A 16,484-nucleotide genomic window follows, 5' to 3' on the forward strand; every position below is an offset into this window, starting at 1 on the left:
TCTACCTTCATCATACTCTCTGCTGCCTAATGTGAAAAGGCCATAAACAAAACAACGGAAAAACCGGGAGCAGCGATCCATATCGCCGGTCCCGGTTCTGATTATTTTCAACTTATTTTATTCTGCTTATTCTTTCCGCTCTGGATTTTATGTCCGCCTTTTTTCAAAGGGCAGGAAAAACTGCGGCATCCCTGTGGAGTAGGGAGCCACCTCGTATTGTTGGAAAAATACCACAAGCCCATCCGGTGTCACATAAAAATCCCTGGCATTCCAGTTTTCATCCGTCAACTTTTGATAGTCGTCAAAATACGTACCCGGCATTTTTTTCAGCCGTTCCCCGATCTGAGCATTAACCACCTTTAATATACTTTCCCGAAAATCACTGTCCGGCGGATAAAACGCGGAAACCCCGATGCGGCTTCCATTCTGAAAATCCCATGTATCGCCCTTACGGATCGTCGTCCCGTGGGCCCCGCCCGTAAACATATACTGGTCCGTAAACAGGCTGGTAATACACCTTTCATTAAAGGTTACCGTATACTCCACAATCACCTCATAGGCAATCGCCGGGAAATTATTCTTCTCGTCAAACTCCAGTTCACTGACCGCGTCCTGAAACAGCTTATTCCTGCAGTACGCCTCCAGCGTCCGGGCCTGCTGCTCATAATACCGGTTAATCTTCTGTGCCGCCTGCTGGTTACAGTCCGTCGTAAACTCAGGATAATGTATCGTATAACTCAAAATCGGCGTGTTATCCTGCTTCATGGTATCCGTTAATACATGATCGAAAATTCTCTGCATAATTACCTTCAATATTTCTAACATTACTCCATCATATGCCGCCGCCCGCTCATGTATTCATACAGGCCCCAGCATATCGGAAGCAGAATTTCCGAAATAAAGCAGTGCCGGTCTGATTGCCTTATCCCATCAGGAAATCCAGAATATCCCAGCCATCCGAGTTCCTGGATTTATACAGTTCCGTATATCCGCAGTTGGTACAACTGATCGTGACAAACTTTTTATTCTGAACATCAAAGATCTTAGCAAAATTCCCCCCCGTGGCCTGGAACTGGTCACTCTCATAATGCTGGCACCCGCACTTGGGGCATACATATTGCCTTTTCTCCATATCTCTATCCTCCTGTCTAAACTGTCTACAGTTACAAACCATTTACCATAACACATTCATCTTACCAAATAATCCTAAAAAAAGAAACCCCAAATCCACACAGCGTCCCTGTCCGCTCTTAAGTCCGTCCGGCGCGAACCGCGTCATAGCCCGGAAAAAGCCAGGACCCCGGCTGTCTGGCAGGCCAGGCAGCCGGGGTCCTGATTCTCTATCTGACTAACCGATAGTAAACCTTGGCAGTTCTCATATACACCAGCGAGTACACCAGCGAGAACACCACAACCGTAACACAGGTACAGATAAATTCCAGCCGGATATCCGTCAGATTAAACATGACCAGAAGTCTGCTGATCATCGGGAATGCGAACATGACATGGATGACAGCCATGACAAGGGGCAGGAAAAACACCATGGATACCTGCTTGCGGATACTGGATCTCACTTCATCGTGGCTCATGCCCACCTTCTGCATAATCAGGAAGCGTTCATGATCCTCGTACCCCTCGGAGACCTGCTTATAGTAGATGATCAAAACCGCAGCCATGATAAAGAGGATACCCAGGAAGATACCGATAAACAGAATCCCTCCATAAGACATATACCAGCCGCTCAGGGAAGTATACATAGAATCCACATAGCTGGAAGATATCTCATTGTGAACCCGATCAATAAAAGCATAAGAAAAATCAACACAATCATCCTTCTTTCCATCGATATCACAGTTCCACTGGAAGTTCCAACCGTAAGCATCCGGCTCCATACCGGATGCCCTGAAAATCCGGTCCCCGACTTCCTCATTCTGCACGATCAGGAAGTTCTCATTAAACATCGCATAAGGATCTTTTTTACCCAGAATGGAAGTTTCCAGTTTCTCCTGTATCCGGTATTCCTCGCCGCCGATCTGTAATACATTTCCCTTGATGGAATCCTTGACACTGAATACCAGTACCTCATCCTCTTTCAGAGATACCTGTTTTTGTTCAATCCGGTTGTAATCTTCCACCGGTATCATGGTAAATGAGGTCATCCGGTCCGTGTCCTCACTGACGTAGTTTCCATATTTGCCCGCATCGGCTTTCACATATTTTCCACCATCATTGTATACATAAAAATCCAGATAGGCAAAATAAAATTCATCTGTTGCTTTGACCTCGGAACCGGCAGTCATTTCCTCCAGAATACGGTCGATTCCCGCGATCTGTTCTTCACTCTCCAGTTTGTTAACCTGAAGGTCATGGGGAAACCGGTATCGGATGGTTTTCTCCTGGCTGATGTACAGGGATACAGACCCGGCGATCATAACCAGAACCATTGTACTTAAGATACAGATATTAGCCAGTCCCACGGCATTTTGTTTCATCCGGTACACCATACCGGACACAGCGATAAAGTTTTTCGGTTTATAGAAAAATTTCTTATTATTTTTTAAGATGCGCAACAATGCGATACTGCCTGCTGTAAACAAAGCATAGGTTCCAACAATAACCAGGATTACGGCCAGGAAAAACTTCATAAAAGCATCCATCGGATTCTGGGTGACAATGGCAATATAGTAACCGGTTCCCAGACAGACCACACCCACCAGAGCCAGCCACCAGGACACCTTCGGAATCTTTTCTCCCTTATTTCCTCCCCGCAGCAGTTCGATGGGATTCACCATGCGGACATGGAAAATATTCGTCACCAGGTTCAGCGCGAAGATACACAGGAATAGAATCATGGAAGACAGCAGTGCCTTTGGCGCCAATCCAAAGGATAAAGAAACCTTGATATTAACCAGCTTTATCAAGACCAGGAACACCAGTTTTCCCAGAACGAAACCGCTTATAATTCCAAGGACCATGCAGGAAAGATACGTCATAATGCTTTCCCAGGCCAGGATACGGGCCACATGTTTCTTCTCAAGTCCCAGGATACAGTAGAGCCCCAGCTCCTTCTTCCGCTGCTTGATCAGAAAACTGTTGGTATAATACAGGAAAATGACGGCAAAAATCGCGATGATGTAAGAACCTGTTCCCAGAATTGTGGCCATGTCCTTGCCTCCGCCCATATTGTTCAGCCCGTCATTATGTGCCAGCACCTGAAAGATAAAGAACATGCAGATCGTCAGGATGCAGGTCAGCAGGTAGGGAAAATATGTCTGCCGGTTTTTTTTCAGGTTGGTCAGGGCCATCCGGATATAAAAAAACCTACTCATCAGAAGCACCTCCCGTAGCCAGCACAGTCAACGTACTGGATATCTTGGAGTACAGCTCGTCATTACTCATGGAGCCGCGGTAGATCTGGTTAAAGACGATACCGTCCTTGATGAACATGACACGGCTGGCGTGACTGGCGGCCTGTGTGCTGTGGGTTACCATCAGAATCGTCTGGCCTGCCTGATTCAGCTCTGAGAATATATTTAAAAGACGCATGGAGGCTTTGGAATCCAGCGCTCCGGTCGGTTCGTCGGCCAGGATTAGCTTCGGGGAGGTGATCAAAGCACGTGCCACGGCCGCCCGCTGTTTCTGGCCGCCTGACACCTCATAGGGATACTTTGGGAGGATATCAGTGATCCCCAGCTGCTTCGCGATCGGGTCCAGCCGTTTTTTCATCTCCTCGTAGGGGTTCCTGGCCAGCACTAACGGAAGAAAGATATTGTCCTGAATCGAAAACGTATCCAGCAGGTTAAAATCCTGGAACACAAACCCGAGGTTTTTTCTTCGGAATGTGGAAATTTCCTTGTCCTTGATTTTCGCCAGATCCATACCGTCTAACACCACATGACCGCTGGTGGCCTTATCCAGCGAAGCGACGATGTTAAGCAGCGTCGTCTTGCCGGAACCGCTCTCCCCCATAATGGCCACATATTCTCCCTGGTCTACCGTAAAGGATACATCGGACAGGGCCTGTACCTGGTTGCCGCCGAATCTGGTCGTATATATTTTTTTCAGATTATGAACTTCCAACAATGACATAACATGTTTCCTCCTTGACTTCACTTTAAATGATAGACTAAGTATAAGAAAAATATAGCGTTTATGCCATGGTTTCCACTTACATTTTTACAGTTTAACCTTACACTTTTGTAAGGTAAGGAACCTGTTCCCATAAAAAGAGTTTCGCTTGCGAAACTCTCCGCCTGCGGCTGGCCGCGTAAGCGGCATCTTCCTTTCCGCCGTAGTGCGATCCCCGCGGAGCGTTTTATTTCATAGGAAAGTGTTCCTATGAAATAAAAAAACAGGACAGACTACCGGTCTGCCCTGCAAAACTTTTAAAATTATACAATGATACAAATATTCAAATGGTTGATTCTACTCAGCATCGGATATTGTGGCTTTGGATAATTTGTTTTGAGTCTGATGAAACTTATGCTGTACGTACATTCACAGCTTTTAATTTTCTGCTGTCCTTAGGATCGGTTTCCGTATCGTAAGTAACCTTCTGTCCGTCTTCCAGACTTTTGAAACCATCGGATACAATAGCGCTAAAATGTACAAATACATCTTCTCCGCCATTATCGTCAGTGATAAATCCAAATCCTTTTTGTGAGTTAAACCATTTTACCGTACCGTTATTCATTGACAGTACCTCCATTTTTGTATTTGTATCAATTTTATAAAAATTGACCGGCATTTGTAAATCATTAAAAGAATGACTTACAAATACCGGCCAGCTTTCAGATTCAAATTGATTACCGGATTACTATAACACAAAGGCTTTGAGATGTCAACATATTGTCACATTTTTTATAGATACGTTTTCTTTCGTAAATTATTCAAGAGCGCTGCTGATCTTTTCTTTTGCCTGGTCTAAAGATATATGAAAGATCACGGAATACTCCGCCGACAACAGTTCCTCCACTTTGTGTAAATAGCGGTCATCGTTCATATTCAGTTTCTTCCCATTTAGAATCTTGCGGTTCTGGGCGATGCTGATCCCCTTGTACATCCGAAAGCACCGGGAGCATTCACAGGATTTTAATATACTGCCGAATTCCTTATCTCTTATTTTATCATCTTCATTATATACACCCGCCATAGCCGGCAGCTCTGTCAGGTATTCTTCCGCCTCGTCCCTGGACACGATCGTTCTCATATATGCCTTATTATCTTTCGTCTTTACGTAGATCGTCCGGCCCATGTCGCAGACCGGCTGCATCGTATAGTACTGGATATCCGTATGGAGAAATTCCGGTACGCCGATATCTTTTATCGTACACACACCGCCGTTTTCGTAAACTATCACATCGTTAATTTGAAACATTTACATCCCTACTTTCTGTTACTCAAAAAGAAAAAGGCTATTTCAACAACCTTTCGGATTATCGAAATAGCCAGCTGCTTCTCTATTATAACACATTTTTGGGAGAAATGCTAATCTTTCCTTTTGTTTCAATCCACGCTCGGTAATTTCACAGAATACGACTTTTATTGCTGCGTGCCTAGACCTCATGTCAGTGGGGGATACCGATTTCTCTCCGCCCACCACTGCCGTTAATCTTGTTTTGGGTGATTCATCTCGCCACCTGCAGAGGTGGGAGAATTCTCACTTATTTCGTTAAACACTCCTATGCACTCATCCTGTGCTCTCTCATGCACGAATTCTGCATAGATCATAACTGTCATCTACTTCAACACTTCTATTTTGACCGCCACCAGATCGCCTTCCCTGTCCTCCAGGTTCCCACCTGTATAAGTCACCTTGACTTTATCCCCGGCTTTCGCCTCAACATCGCCTTCCAGACCGAACACATAAGCGTCTGACTTATCTTCCGTAGCCACGCTGATCAGCACTCCCGGCTTTATTTCATCCACAATACCGGTAAAGGTTTTCTCCTCCTGCGCTTCGGCTCCCTCTGCCTGACCGTCAGCGGTGTTGGTGTCTGCTGTTTCTCCCTGTGCAGGGGCTGCCGATTCCGGAGCCACTGCAGCTTCCGGTGCTGCGGCCGGGGCCTCGGTCTGCTGCGGGTTCTCTGTGCCTTTCTTGTCATCTTTGGAACCACATGCTGTGATCCCTCCAACCATTAACATCGTGATTCCTAAAACTGCGATTAATTTTTTCATAATATCGTCTCCTTTTTTACTTGCTTTTTTTTGTTTACAAATATTAGACGATATAGATCTGAAAAAAGTTTCAAAACTAATTTTTTAAAATACTTCTAATTTATCCGATCTGAGATCCAGCATAACCTTCGTACCTACTCCAACCTTAGATTCTATGCGGATTTTGTGGCCCAGCTGGTCCGCCGCTTTTTTACACAGATATAAGCCGATTCCCGTAGATTTTTTGTCCATGCGCCCATTATATCCGGTGAAACCCCGCTCAAAAATGCGGTGTACATCCTCTTCCCGGATTCCGATACCGGTATCCTGAATAACCAGAGTCTTTTCCCTGCCCGGCTCCATATAAAAACGGACTCCGCCCCGGTTCGTATATTTCAGGGCATTGGAGAGAAGCTGCTCCAGAATCAGGGACAGCCATTTCTCATCTGTGAGAACCCTGCCGGACACCCCTTCCATATCTATGGTAAGTTTCTTATTGATAAAGATAACCGAATATTTCTTCACTGTCTGGCGGACCAGCTTCTTCAGGTCATATTCTTTTAATTCCAGATCATTTTCCATATGATCCAGCCGGACATACTGCAAAGCCAGTTCCACATACTGTTCGATCTTGAATACTTCCTGCTCCAGTTCCCCCTGCTCCCTTAAGTTTCCCTCTAACTGCAGCAAAAGCTTCAGGGCTGACAGGGGCGTCTTAATCTGATGCGCCCACATCATATAGTATTCCCGGCTGTCCGTATAGTTCTGATCGCTCTGAGTGACTAAGTCCTTATTGATTCTCATCATACGTTCCAGAATATCCTGATAGTCCTGTTCCAGAATATCAGCCGCAGCCGGCAGCTGCCTTAATTCGGGGTGCGGCAGATCGGAGAATTCCGTCAGGCACTGATGTTTTTTCAGAAAATGATAGTAGTCTACTCCTGCCGCGATCAGCAGGAATGCGGCGCCCAGCTGCAGACTGTACAGATAAATATCCATCGGGATGTCCGCCAGAAAGTAGACGACACCAAAAATAATTAAAATCACCGCCATACAGACGATACTTTTCACCCGTGCCCTGATATAAGCCCAGAATATCATTGTTCTTCTCCCACCATATATCCAATCCCTTTTTTCGTTGCGATAAAATCAGTCAGTCCGATCTCATCCAGTTTCCTGCGCAGCCGGTTGACGTTCACCGTCAGCGTATTATCATCGATAAAGCAGTCATCGTTCCAGAGCTTCTTCATCAGGTCCTCCCTGGATACCACATTCCCCTTCTGGGACATGAGAACCTCCAGAATCCGAAAATCATTTTTCGTCAGCTCCGTTTTCTGTCCCTCAAAGGTCAGGCTGGCATCTCCAAGATTCAAAACCGCCCCCCGGTGTTCCAGGATATTCACCTGTCCCTGAAAAGAATAAGTCCTGCGAAGCATGGCCTGGATCTTCGCAACGACCACATCCAGATCAAAGGGCTTGGCGATGAAGTCATCGCCCCCCATATTTACCGCCATAATAATATTCATATTATCACTGGCGGAAGACAGGAAGATGACGGGTACTTTGGAAATGCTGCGTATCTGCGAACACCAGTGGTATCCGTTATAAAACGGCAGCACAATGTCCATCAGAACCAGCTGAGGATCAAATCCGGTAAAAATTTCCATAACCTGATCAAAATCATCAACGGCCCTTGCATCATATCCCCACTTACACAAATGCCCCGTCAGCGTATCCGCTATCGTTTTATCATCTTCCACTATCAGTATCCGGTACAAGGTTATCCCTCCTCGCGAGTCTCTTATCTATTTTTCTGTTGGTTTTATGTTCTCCCTCTATACGGTTACTCTGTTTTCCAGCCCTCACTCAGACTATCTGTCCCCCGTTTGGATGGAGAATCTGCCCTGTCATATATCTGGACTCATCTGAAGCCAGAAATACATAGGACGCCGCGATCTCAAACGGCTGTGCGGCCCGTCCCATAGGCACTCCTGACGTACCGCTTCCGAAGGTTTCCACTTCTTCGGCAGAATAGGAAGCCGGAATTAACGGTGTCCATACCGGACCGGGGGCCACAGCATTTACCCGGATTCCCTGTTTTACCAGGGACAGGGCCAAAGACTGGGTCAGCGAAACAACCGCCCCTTTTGCGGCACTGTAATCCAGCAGCCTGGGTTCCCCTGCAAAGGCGGTCACCGACGCTGTATTGATGATCACCCCGCCGCTTTTCATATTAGGAAGCGCCGCCTGTATCATATAAAAATACGAAAAGACATTCGTTCGAAACGTTAGCTCCAACTGCTGCTTACTGATATCCAGTATGCTGTCTCTTAAGAACTGTACGGCAATGTTATTAACCAGAATATCAATGGACCCAAACCGTTCCATGGCAGTCTCGGCCACGATCGCCGCCACCTCCGGGCGTCCCAGGTCTCCCGCCGCCAGCTCGCATTGGCCGCCTGTCTCTTCGATCAGCTGCTTCGTCCTCTGCGCATCCTGATGTTCATCCAGATACGCGATCAGCACCTTGGCCCCCTCCGCAGCATAGGCATAGGCGACCGCCCGTCCGATCCCGCTGTCCCCTCCGGTGATCACCGCCGTCCTTCCTTCCAGGCGCCGGCATCCGCGCTCCCCGAACGGTGCGGATATCGGCGGCGGGCTCATCAGATACTCAAAACCGGGCTGGCTTTCCTGGTGCTGCGGCGGAAACGTCTTGTGTACGACTTCACATACTTCTTTACTGCCCATATAATCATAGACCGGATACATACTTCTCATCCTTTTCAAAACATTCTATAGATTATATGCGCCTGATTTGTCAAATACCAACGATCAATCTCATTACATTCCACATTCCGCTAAAAATTCCCTGCTGCACAAAATTCAGCGGTATGGACAAAACACCTACAAATAATAGGACAATCAATAAAATAGAGCCGTAACGCTCATATCGCATATATTTAAAATAAATCCTGGAAGGCAGTACCGCGCCCAGAACCTTGGAACCGTCCAGAGGCGGGACCGGGATCAGGTTAAAACTGCCCAATCCGATATTGATAATCGCAATATACTGAAACAGATTAAAAAAATACTGCAGCACTTTTCCGCCGTATCCTCCGGTCACCCGATAGAGGATTCCCATTCCCAGCACCCCCGCAAAAGCCACCAGGAAATTCATAACCGGTCCCGCCAGGGCCGTGACCGCCATCCCTGCCTTTGGATTCTTATAATACCTGGGATTTACCTGAACCGGCTTCGCCCAGCCGAAATGAAATACCAGCAGGCACAAAGTACCGATCAGATCCAGATGATGAAACGGATTCAGCGACAGCCTTCCGTCACTTTTCGGCGTCGGATCTCCCAGCTTATAGGAGACGAAGCCATGCGCGAACTCGTGAAGTGATACTGCCAGCAGGACCGCCGGCAGTGTATAGACCAATGCAAAAAGCAGTTCCGCAGGACTGCTGATTAATCCTCTCATAATTCCTTCTTTCCTCCTTTATCCCTCTTATGCCGCATTATAAGTGCCCAATTACCTGAACGGCCACGTCGGGACGGTTCGTAATCACCGCTTCCACCCCATAGGAGGCCAGCATGCGGATATGCTCCGGTTCATTTACCGTCCACACATGCAGACAGATCCCCCGATCCCGGCACTCCCGGACCGCTGCCTCATCCTGCATCAGATACAGGGCCGGATGCAGTGCCATGACCCCGTATTTCAGCGCATATTCCGGCATCCCCATATAACCGTCCTGATAGAGGAAACCGGTCCTTGCTTCGGGGGCTGTCGCTTTCAGTTCCAGCACGCTTTGATGGCGGAACGAGGAATACCAGATCCTGTCATTCATGTCCATTTCCCTGCCCAGCTGCCACACTTTCTGCGTCAATCCCGGATAAGGCACGATCCCGGTCTTCAGTTCCACATTAATCTCCAGATCTGTAGGTTTCAGCAGCTCATATACTTCTCTAAGGGTCGGAATCCGGGCATCCTGATATTCCGGATGTGTCTTCTGAAACCGGAAGCTTTTCAGCTCCTTCAGCGTATAATCCCTGACCCAGCCGCTGCCATCGCTTACCCGGTCGATCCACTCGTCGTGGATCACCACGATCTCACCGTCTGCAGACAGCTGTACGTCCAGCTCTACCCCATCCGCGCCCTGGCTGACTGCCAGGGAAAAGGCCTCCAGCGTATTTTCCGGCGCGTATTCCGAAGCGCCTCTGTGCGCCCATATCTTTGTCCTCATTCCTGTCCTCCCATAACGCAGATTCCTGCCGGCCGCTTTTCCCTTATATCCGGCAGAACTCCACGGTCCATTCCGGTCCAAAACCCATCTGATATGTTTCACAAAAACTGCCCTGGCTGACCGCCAGCGCGATCCGCATCAATTCGTTCGTATAGATTACCGTACTTCCCTTTTCCACATATCCAAAGCTCTTCTCAAACGGAAGCGTCTCATTCAGCACTTCGTTTCCATCATGGCAGACCGTCATCCTGACACGGTCATCATAATGAAACCCTGCCCGTTCAAACTCACTGAAAGGGATATTCGTCCAGAGATTGCCAAAGTTCGGGTCATCAATCTCAAATATCCCTCTCACTGTGCCCTGTTCCACTACCGGCTCCAGAACCGGGTGCTCCACGATCTCCTCCACCGGATACTCTGGTCCCACACCTTCAAAATCGATCACTCCGCTCCCCAGCCTGGCGGCCGTATAACCGAACAGATCCCGTCCGTGGAACACACTGGTCCCTTCCGTTCCCTTCCCCTTCAAACGGTTCACCGTCTCATCGATCTCTCTCACCGCTTCGATTCCGATCCACTTCTTCACATGCGTCAAAGACCCGTTATCCGGACTCACAATATAGTATCCGTCCACGGTCCGGGCCACACAGGCCCTTCTCCCGGTACCCACCCCAGGGTCCACCACCGATACATAGATCGTCCCCTCCGGCCAAAACTGCAGGCTCTGATACAACCGGTAGCTGGCACTCCACGTGTCGAACTTGGGCAGTTCATGGGAGCCATCCATAATCTCTAACTCCCGGTCCACACTTTTCACCACGCCATACATGGAGGAAACCGCTCCCTCCTTATAAGTAAAATCCGTCTGAAAAACCAGAATCGGCTTCATGATATCGTACTCCTCTCTGATAAACCTATTTTTCCTAGCATACCCCATCCTTTGCAAAACTTCAATCCCCATGCGGGCATAGAATCATCAAACAGGAAGTTCGACCGTAAAAGTAGTGATTCCCTGCCTGCTTTGGGCGGTAATATTACCTCCGTGGGCAACTATAATTTCTTTTGCGATAGCAAGGCCTAATCCCGCGCCTCCGGTATCACTGGAACGGGCGGAATCCAGGCGGTAAAATTTCTCGAATATGGCCTCCAGCTTCGCGGCCGGTATGGTTTTCCCACGGTTGGAGAACAGGATGATTACATGGGCTCCTTCCTTGCGGGCGTGGATATCGATCATACTGCCGGGATCGCTGTAGGCGACGGCATTTTTTAAAATGTTGTTGAATACGCGGGCCAGCTTGTCCGGGTCTCCGGATACGGTAAGGTTGTCCTCCACATCCAGGACAGCGGTTCTCCCGCCTTCCTCCAGCATCGGATAGAACTCGTCAGCCATCTGTGCCAGCATGAAGCTTAAGTTAATCGGCTCTTTGTTCAGCACCATAGCCTGCAGGTTGAAGCGGGTGATCTCGAAGAACTCATTGATCAGCTGTTCCAGCCGGTATGCCTTTTTCAGGGTCACGGAGACATATTTTTCCCGCTGTTCTTCCGGCATATCTTTTGCCTCGTCCAGAAGGCTCAGATATCCGATGACGGAAGTCAGCGGAGTCTTGATATCGTGGGCCAGATAGACGACCAGGTCGTTCTTTCTCTGCTCGCTTTCCAAAGCGTCCTGTTCCCGCTTTTCTAACTTCTGCTTTACGTCATTTAAATGCTTTTCCATAAAATCCAGTTCCGGAGAGAGCTGGATCTCTTCTTTGGATTCTTCCGCCAGCTGTTCCACACCTGCGCTGATCTCTCTAAAATAATGCATGAATTTTGTCATGGCATAATAAAACATCAGAAGCAGCAATAGGCTTAAACCCGCCATCATATAGAAGGTCTTGTTATCCCGGAAGATCGCCTGGTAGATGCCCACGGCTCCATAATAGTCCAGATGGAACAGCCGCTGGCACAGCGCGACGAAACCTTCCGCGAAAGGTTCCTGCAGAATTCCGTCGATCAGGATATACTGAAGAAGGGCCCCGATTACTATGGCGCCCACACCGATCAAAAATATTTGAAATAAGATTTTCCGTTTCAGCCTGCCGAATTCTTTATTCAATCTTATATCCTACTCCCCACACGGTTTTAATATATTTCGGGTGATCGGAAGAATCCTTCATCTTTTCCCTGAGATGACGGATATGTACCATGACAGTATTATTGCTGTTGCCAAAATACTTCTCTCCCCATACCTGCTGGAAGAGGTCCTCGGAGCTGACCACTTTTCCCCGATTCTCACACAAAACCCACAGGATCGAAAATTCCGTGGGGGTCAGGGAAAGGGAACGCTCATTTAACTGGCATTCATGTTTTTCTTTATTTAAGACCAGACCGGAAAACGCCAGGATGTTTTCATCCATTTCCGTCTGCATGGTATTATATTTTGTAAATCTGCGCAGCTGTGCCTTCACGCGGGCGATGAGCTCCAACGGCCGGAAAGGCTTCGTGATATAATCATCCGCACCCAATGTCAGGCCGGTAATCTTGTCCAGTTCGTCGTCCTTAGCCGTCAGCATGATAACCGGGAAATTATATTTCTCCCGGATCTTACGGCAGATGGTAAATCCATCAATATCGGGCAGCATAACATCCAGAATCGCCAGGTCCAGCGTTTCCTTTTCAATGCACGCTAATGCCTCCTGCCCGTTATAAAACTTAAATACCCGGTAATCCTCATTCTGAAGATAAACCTCGATAAAGTCCGCAATTTCTCTCTCGTCATCCACAACCAGTATATTTGTTTTCTCCATGACACTCACCATCCTCTTTTACCCACTGTTCCTATTTTAACAGAATCCCTGACAGTTTTTGTTACCAAATACTTGCATTATTCTTAAACTTTCCTTAAATTTCCATCTCAAATCACTTTTATTTACACCAGGTAACTACGCTCTTCCTCCCCAAAACCCAAAATCCAATTTCCCTTCACTAGTGTATCATTATACAACAGAACTACGCAAATGTCATCCCGAGATTCCGCTCCCTTTCCAAGACCTTTTCCAAGACACCCATATTCCCAACATCCACTGCCGGCATCATCCCCCAAAAACCGTCTTATATTCTCATCCAGCCGCCCATAGAACCGAGCCCTATACCAGTGCAGGGACCCGGCAGGGCGCAAACAGGAAGCGTCCGACGGGTCCGTCCCGCCGCTTCCTGTTTGCGCCCTGCCGGGTCCCTGCCCCTCCAAAGGGCCTCCCCCTCACTGTCTATAAGTCCCCGACTTAGTAAACTTATCCCCCATATCGAAGGAAGTGATACTGGTATCTCCAAAAGGCTGGATTACATAGAAGGTATTCCCGATGTAAGCTCCGCGCAGTTTTCCGCTTTCGTTATCTTCCTCGCTGTAGACAAGTCTGTTGATAAACCCTTTTTCCGGATCGTAGGAGAAAACCAGATAGTCGATTACAGGATCTCCTTTTCGATTGCCATATCCAGCAAAGCCAAAAATATTTTTTTCCGGATCGATAAGCATTTCTTTATAATTGTACCACGCATCTGCATAATTATAGTCTTGCAATACATATTTATGCACCTCCACCACATTCTCCGGATCGGAGATATCAAACATGGACAGCTTCAACCCCAGATGGTTTCCGGTTTTCGGATCGGTCTCTTCCCCTAACCCCAGCAACAGATGATCGCTGTAGAAATGCAGATAGTTGGAGAAGCCTGTCACCTTCAGCTCGCCCAATACTTTCGGGTTCGCAGGATCGGACAGGTCTACCGAAAACAGGGGATCTGTCTCACGATAGGTTACAAAGTAGCCGGTATCACCGAAAAATCTGGCGGAATAGATCTGTTCCCCTTTGGCCAGGCCTTTGATTTCTCCGATGATTTCCAGATTTTCATCCAGCACATAGAGTTCATTGGTCGAATCCTGTGACTTGCTGTCATAGGCCGTGGTCACAACTCTCAGATTCCCTTTGTATTCATCCATGGAGAAGGAATTATTGAGATTTCCTCTGATGACTCCTACCGCGGATGGTGTTATCCGACCGTTCGTATAATTTAATTTGAGTATCTCGGTTTTGTTCGTGTCATATCCGTATCCCTGCGCTTCCGCAATGTAGATGTTTTCTGTGCTGGCATAATAATGCTGCCCATTTGTCACTACTGTCTTGGCATCGCTGATCTCACCGGGCTTGCGCAGGTCGATGCCGGATACAACCAGATAGGAGCTGTCCTTTATATATTCCGGCAGATAGATGCAGTCCGCGGTCAGCAGTTTCCCGTTTACGGCAGGGATATAACCGTCATACTGTGTAGGATAGGCCGGAAGTTCCTCTTTATAATAATTGGTGAACAAGTAGAGATAGTTCCCGTTCCGCCTGGATGTCTCGTAGTATCCGTCCTGGGTAACTGACCCGATCTCGCTTGGCATGCTCCGGTCCCGGATATCATAGGTGACGGCTATCGTCTGGTTCGACAGCACTGTCCGATACACATCGTCCGAGGTGTTCTGCTCCAGGGAAGCCTGGGAGGAAGATCCGATAATCGTCAGCGTATCCCCCGTGACATAGAATTCATAGATCGAATCCATTTTTTGTGTCATGGACAATTCTGCTGTCTGTGTCATCTGGGCTCCATCCGCACGGACGATCTGAAACGTGTTGTCCAGCGTATCCGCGATGTAGAGATACTGGCCGTCATTCTTAATAATATCTCCTTCATCAACCGCGCGCACCTGAAGATTCGTGGTGGAAAAACCTTGTTCGTCCTGGACATTGGCTGCCGCTTCATACTTGGCTGTACTTTGGACAGCGGAGTCTTCTGCACCGCCGGCCGTTCCGCCTGCCGCACTCTCCGCCCCGTCGTAGTCCATCCCCAGATCGGAAGCTGCCTCTTTTACCTGCCGCGTCTGCTGTTTTTTTGCATTTAACACTTTATCATACAGATCTTCATAGCTGTCCGGAGTGGGAATCGGGGAGTCCACTGCCTTAGCGTCCGCCTTCGATCCGTCTGCATTTTCCTGGATAGTCTCCGGGGCTGCATCGGCGGAAGCAGTATCCCGGGCCATCTGCGCGCTTTCCGTTCCGCTATCCTGTGTTATACTGCCGAACCATACGGCAGCTACCACAACCAGACAGGCAGCGGCGGCCATTCCGTATTGGTAAATATGCCTGTGTACTTTTTTACCCTTACTTGTTGAATTTATAATATCATCGATCGCTTCCGGCCTCAAATGCGCGGGTATTTCCACATCTTCGGCCGCACGTCTGATCTGTTCCAGCATTTTTTTCTCATCCATAGCCAGATTCCTCCTTTCTACGATTCCAGTTTTTTCTTCAGCTTCGCTAAAGCACGGCTTTGCCTGGACCGTACGGTATTATCATTCATATGTAGAATTCTTCCGATCTCCCTGCTGGTATATCCGCCGAATACGGCCATGGATACGATCAGCCTCTCATCATCCGCCAATTGTGAAAATGCCGTATGCATGTCATAACCGGTGGCAAAATCCGTCTCCGGCAGCGGCAGAGTCTCGTCCAAAGGGAGTGTTTTCCCTACATATTCTTTTAGTTTTCTCTTGCATTTATTTGACAATATTTTGAAAATCCATCCCTGAAAAGCTTCCTCACTGCGCAGCCGGTGGATTCCCCGGTAGGCATCGATCACCGTCTCACTGACCACATCCTCAGCGTCCTGGGGATGTTTCAGCGTATAATAAGCAAATCGGTACAAATCCTTGTATACCGATTCGTATAATTCGGCGAATGCGGCCGCATCCGATGCCTTAGCCTGCTTTACTATCTCGGGATTAATCTCCATATGTTCACCCCCGCTTCTTCCGTATATACCTTAAGTGTACCCGATCTGCCTGTCTGTTGCATCTAATTTCAAAATTTTTATGGGAGGGGACTGGCATCTTTCGGCAGGAAAGCCATCTCCTCAGATAACTAAGTAGAGAAAGGGGCCTGTCCCCATAGGCGCGAACTTAAGAAATTAAACCGGGAAGAATAACCATATGGAATTCGTGATTTTGATTGATTCTATGTCGGTTTCGCATAGACAAAAAACGATAAAACCCCTCATTATTGA

General features: G+C 47.9%; 17 protein-coding genes. All 17 read right to left on the bottom strand.

Annotated features, from left to right (window positions below; all coding sequences use genetic code 11):
* Positions 1 to 147: 147 nt before the first annotated feature.
* The 17 genes from ABC831_RS16215 to ABC831_RS16295 all read right to left on the bottom strand — a co-directional run bounded on the left by ABC831_RS16215 (position 148) and on the right by ABC831_RS16295 (position 16,214).
* Complete coding sequence (locus ABC831_RS16215) at positions 148 to 801, bottom strand: DUF3298 and DUF4163 domain-containing protein (RefSeq protein ID WP_343249139.1); 654 nt, start codon at positions 799 to 801, stop codon at positions 148 to 150.
* Between the two features lie 121 nt (positions 802 to 922).
* Positions 923 to 1,132, bottom strand: a complete 210-nt coding sequence (locus ABC831_RS16220) for a zinc ribbon domain-containing protein (RefSeq protein ID WP_343249140.1) — start codon at positions 1,130 to 1,132, stop codon at positions 923 to 925.
* Between the two features lie 208 nt (positions 1,133 to 1,340).
* Complete coding sequence (locus tag ABC831_RS16225) at positions 1,341 to 3,329, bottom strand: FtsX-like permease family protein (protein WP_343249141.1); 1,989 nt, start codon at positions 3,327 to 3,329, stop codon at positions 1,341 to 1,343.
* Entirely contained in the window at positions 3,322 to 4,089 is a 768-nt protein-coding gene (locus ABC831_RS16230) for an ABC transporter ATP-binding protein (protein ID WP_343249142.1), read from the bottom strand. Before ABC831_RS16230 ends, ABC831_RS16225 begins: the two co-directional genes overlap by 8 nt.
* Positions 4,090 to 4,480: 391 nt before the next feature.
* The gene (locus ABC831_RS16235; protein ID WP_158353720.1) at positions 4,481 to 4,693 is read right to left on the bottom strand and encodes a cold-shock protein; all 213 of its coding nucleotides are present in this window, start codon (positions 4,691 to 4,693) and stop codon (positions 4,481 to 4,483) included.
* Positions 4,694 to 4,885: 192 nt separating this feature from the next.
* On the bottom strand, positions 4,886 to 5,377 hold the full coding sequence (locus tag ABC831_RS16240; protein ID WP_343249143.1) for a CarD family transcriptional regulator: 492 nt from the start codon (positions 5,375 to 5,377) through the stop codon (positions 4,886 to 4,888).
* A gap of 362 nt (positions 5,378 to 5,739) precedes the next feature.
* Positions 5,740 to 6,177 carry a hypothetical protein gene (locus ABC831_RS16245; RefSeq protein WP_343249144.1) on the bottom strand — a complete coding sequence of 146 codons (438 nt, stop codon included), beginning with the start codon at positions 6,175 to 6,177 and terminating at the stop codon, positions 5,740 to 5,742.
* 84 nt (positions 6,178 to 6,261) lie between these two features.
* Entirely contained in the window at positions 6,262 to 7,257 is a 996-nt protein-coding gene (locus ABC831_RS16250) for an ATP-binding protein (protein ID WP_343249145.1), read from the bottom strand.
* Positions 7,254 to 7,934 carry a response regulator transcription factor gene (locus ABC831_RS16255; protein WP_343249146.1) on the bottom strand — a complete coding sequence of 227 codons (681 nt, stop codon included), beginning with the start codon at positions 7,932 to 7,934 and terminating at the stop codon, positions 7,254 to 7,256. Before ABC831_RS16255 ends, ABC831_RS16250 begins: the two co-directional genes overlap by 4 nt.
* Positions 7,935 to 8,022: 88 nt before the next feature.
* A complete protein-coding gene (locus tag ABC831_RS16260; protein ID WP_343249147.1) occupies positions 8,023 to 8,934 on the bottom strand; it encodes a glucose 1-dehydrogenase in 912 nt (303 codons plus the stop codon).
* 40 nt (positions 8,935 to 8,974) lie between these two features.
* On the bottom strand, positions 8,975 to 9,637 hold the full coding sequence (locus tag ABC831_RS16265) for a site-2 protease family protein (protein ID WP_343249148.1): 663 nt from the start codon (positions 9,635 to 9,637) through the stop codon (positions 8,975 to 8,977).
* A 37-nt stretch (positions 9,638 to 9,674) separates the two neighbouring features.
* Positions 9,675 to 10,403, bottom strand: coding sequence for a glycerophosphodiester phosphodiesterase (locus tag ABC831_RS16270; RefSeq protein WP_343249149.1), 729 nt, complete (start codon positions 10,401 to 10,403; stop codon positions 9,675 to 9,677).
* Positions 10,404 to 10,446: 43 nt separating this feature from the next.
* Complete coding sequence (locus ABC831_RS16275; protein WP_343249150.1) at positions 10,447 to 11,292, bottom strand: SAM hydrolase/SAM-dependent halogenase family protein; 846 nt, start codon at positions 11,290 to 11,292, stop codon at positions 10,447 to 10,449.
* Between the two features lie 87 nt (positions 11,293 to 11,379).
* Entirely contained in the window at positions 11,380 to 12,501 is a 1,122-nt protein-coding gene (gene vanS, locus ABC831_RS16280) for a vancomycin resistance histidine kinase VanS (protein ID WP_343249151.1), read from the bottom strand.
* Positions 12,494 to 13,192, bottom strand: coding sequence for a VanR-ABDEGLN family response regulator transcription factor (gene vanR / locus ABC831_RS16285; RefSeq protein WP_343249152.1), 699 nt, complete (start codon positions 13,190 to 13,192; stop codon positions 12,494 to 12,496). The genes vanS and vanR overlap by 8 nt, the downstream gene beginning before the upstream one ends.
* A gap of 452 nt (positions 13,193 to 13,644) precedes the next feature.
* A complete protein-coding gene (locus tag ABC831_RS16290) occupies positions 13,645 to 15,693 on the bottom strand; it encodes a beta-propeller domain-containing protein (RefSeq protein ID WP_343249153.1) in 2,049 nt (682 codons plus the stop codon).
* Positions 15,694 to 15,710: 17 nt separating this feature from the next.
* Positions 15,711 to 16,214 carry an RNA polymerase sigma factor gene (locus ABC831_RS16295; RefSeq protein ID WP_343249154.1) on the bottom strand — a complete coding sequence of 168 codons (504 nt, stop codon included), beginning with the start codon at positions 16,212 to 16,214 and terminating at the stop codon, positions 15,711 to 15,713.
* Positions 16,215 to 16,484: the final 270 nt, after the last annotated feature.

It is taken from the genome of Diplocloster hominis (assembly GCF_032380655.1).
In the GTDB taxonomy this organism is placed as follows: domain Bacteria; phylum Bacillota; class Clostridia; order Lachnospirales; family Lachnospiraceae; genus Diplocloster; species Diplocloster hominis.